The 3,162-nt window shown below is 73.1% G+C and carries 2 protein-coding genes; both read left to right on the plus strand.

The window, feature by feature from the left end; all coding sequences use genetic code 11:
• Nucleotides 1-188 precede the first annotated feature (188 nt).
• Nucleotides 189-2,960 (plus strand): lantibiotic dehydratase, encoded by a 2,772-nt coding sequence (locus J1C73_RS00880; RefSeq protein WP_207314611.1) that lies wholly within the window; start codon nt 189-191, stop codon nt 2,958-2,960.
• The coding region (locus J1C73_RS00885) for a lantibiotic dehydratase C-terminal domain-containing protein (protein ID WP_278186491.1) at nt 2,948-3,162 on the plus strand (215 nt) is incomplete at its 3' end. The genes J1C73_RS00880 and J1C73_RS00885, both read left to right, overlap by 13 nt.

Below are 3,162 nucleotides of genomic sequence, written 5' to 3' on the forward strand. Positions count from 1 at the left end.
TCGAAGCCCAGGGCCACGCCGCCGCGGCCCTCGGGATCGGCGCCGGCGTGGCCCTGGGCTTCGACAACATCTCCTTCATCGAGAAGCTCGGCCTCCGCGACGAGGCACCCCTGCTGATCATGCCGCTCGGCAACGAACGACCCCGGCCCGCCGACTTCCGCCACGAGATCGCCTGACGGGAAGACCTGATGACTCTCATGACCTCCGACATCGCCCCCCGCGACACCACCCGATGGGAGCCCGGCCGCCGTTTCGTGCTCCGCGCCGCCGGGCTCCCCCTGGAAACGGTCCACGGACTGCGCTGCCCCGGCACCCGGCGCTGGGCCGACGCGATCCTGGCCCAGGAGAACCGCCTCGCCCGGGACGGTGCCGCGCTCAGCGACCTGCTCCACGGGCTGGTCCCGGCCGCCGACGCGATGGGCGGCACCGCCCGCCGCGCCTTGCTCGCGCTGCGCCGCCAGGTGTTCAACAACCGTCTGCCCGCGGACCCTTCGGCCGCCGTGCTCCTGGTCGCGGGCCTGGACGAGGCCGCGGGCGGGAGCACATCGGCCTGGCTCGACGACCGGGCCAGCTACGGTGGACTCCTGGACGAGGGTGCCGTCGTGCTGGCCGAGGAACTGCGGTCCGCGCGCTGTGGGTTGCGTAGCGCGCTGTCCCACGACCGGCTACGCAAGGGGCTGTTGCTGGCCTCGCCCGCCCTCGACGGCCGGATCGACGGCTATCTGGACGACGCGAGCGCCGAACCCGGCGGCCGGATGCGGAAGATCGAGCGGTCAGCGCTCACCTACCTCTACCGCACCGCGTGCAAGACCAGCCCGTTCTCCACGCTCACCGCCGTCGCGGCCGGCACCTTCGACGGCGACCCGGCCGACACCACAGCGGCTCTGCACGTCGGCGAGCAGTGGACCAGCCACGTCCGGCTCAACGTCGTCGCCCTCGGCCGGATCGCCGACCTGATCCTGGCCGACCCGGTGCGCCGCCAGGACCTGCCCGTCGTCCTCTCCCCGGGCTGGGGCCGCGACGCGGACCGTGTCCGTTACGTGCGGCAGTGGGTGACCGCCGGGGACGACAGTGCCGCGGTGACCTTCGACGCCGTACGCGACCGGCTGTTCTACCTGCGCACCAGCGGCACCCTGGAACGCCTGCTGGCCCTCTTCGGCAGGCGCGACGGGCTGCGCCACCGCGACCTGGTCGACTGGCTCCGGACAGAGCACGGCGCCGACCGCGCCGAGTGCGAGCGTTACGCCACCGCCCTGCTCCAGCTCGGCATGGTCCGGGTGCCGGGGCTGCGCACCGATGTGCACAGCCCCGACCCGCTCCACTCCTTCCAGGACGCCCTGCGCGCCCTCGGGGCCGCGTGGGCCGACACCGTCGCCGACGGCCTGGACGGCCCGGCCGCCTGCCTCGCGGCGTACCCGGCCGCCGACGTCCCCGCCCGACGGGTGCTGCTGCGCACCCTGCGCGCGGGACTCCTGGACGTCCAGAAGGAGCTGGGCGCCGCCGAACCCGCCCTGCCGCAGACCCTGTTGTACGAGGACGTCAGTGCGGGCGACGACCTGGTCTGCCCGCCGGCACTGCTGTCGGGGGCGACCGGGCGGGCCCTGCGGGCGGTCGAGGGCGTCCTGCCCCTGTTCGACATCACCCTGCCGCAGCGCATCACCCTGCGCGGCTTCTTCACGGCCCGATACGGGCGCGGGGGGCGCTGCGACGACCTGCTGGGCCTGGTGCACGACTTCCACGAGGACTTCTTCGACCAGTACATCTCCTTCACCTCCAAGCGCACCGCCTTCGACCAGGACGGCACCTACGTCCCGGAGGAGAACTGGCTCGGCCAGAGCGCGCTGCGGACTCTGGACGAGGCCCGCCGGAGCTTCGTGGCAGGGATGCGGGAGCTGTGGGAGAAGGAGGGCGCGGAGGACGAGATCCGGCTGCCGGACGGCTTCCTCGCCTCGGTCGCGCACCGAATCGGCTCGCTGTCCGCTGACTTCACCCCGCAGAGCCATCACCTCCAGGTGTCCCGGCCCACTCCCGGACAGCAGGACGGTCCGCTGGTGGTCCTCAACCGCTCGTACGGCGGACTCGCCTTCCCCTTCAGCCGCTTCACCCACGTCTACGACGGCACCGGTGACCCCGCGGAGCCCGGCCTCTCCGCCCGGCTGCGGGACGAGATGCGCGAACGACAGCCACACGGCGCGGTGTTCGCAGAGTTGACTGGTGGTCAGATATCGAGCAACCTGAATCTGCACGGCCGCATGACGGACTATCAGATCATCTGCCCCGGCGAGACCTCCACCGTCCCCGAGGCCGACCGGCTCCACCTGGACGACCTCTGCCTCATCCACGACGAGGAGGCCGACCGCCTGATCCTGCGCTCACGGCGGCTGGACCGGGAGGTCATCCCCGTCTATCTCGGCTACCTCGTCCCGGTCGCCCTGCCGGAGATCCCCCGCACCCTGCTGCTCCTGTCGCCCAGCAGCATGACGCCGACCGAGGTCTGGGGCGGCGTCCCGGAGAGCCCCGCCGTGGACGGCGTCACCCGCAGGCCGCGCGTGGCCCACGGCGGCGTCGTGATCAGCCGCCGCAGCTGGACGGCGGACGCCGCCGCCCTCCCGGTCCGCCGCCCCGGGACGGACGAGGCGCGGTGGTACCTGGACTGGCAGCGCTGGCGTCGCCGGCACGGGCTGCCCGACCAGGTCTTCGCCACGGTCCTCGCGGCCGGTCGCCGCGCCCCCGGCGCCAAGCCCCTGTACGTGGACTTCGACAGCCCGCTGTCCCTGACCGCGTTCGACGCGCTGGTGGACCGGGCGCCGGGCGCCTCGGTGATCCTGCGCGAGATGCTCCCCGACGAGGATGGACTGCACCTGACCTCCCCGCAGGGCCGCCACGTGGCCGAACTGGCCGTAGAGACCTTCACCTCCCGCCCCTCCCGCACCGAGGACGGCCCCACATGCCGGAACTGACCTCCCTCAGCACCGCCGCCACCGGCCCGGCGCCCACGCCGCCGGGGGAGTGGATCGCGCTGCACGTCTTCTACGCCGCCAGCCCCCAGCCGATGCTGGTCAACTGCGTCCGCCCGCTCGTGGACGAACTGACCGCCGAGGGGCTGCTCGCGGGCCACTTCTTCATCAACTACTGGCTGGAGGGCCCGCACGTCCGCCTCCG

Origin of the sequence: Streptomyces laculatispora (assembly GCF_017353455.1) — a bacterium.
GTDB classification, from domain to species: Bacteria; Actinomycetota; Actinomycetes; order Streptomycetales; family Streptomycetaceae; genus Streptomyces; species Streptomyces laculatispora.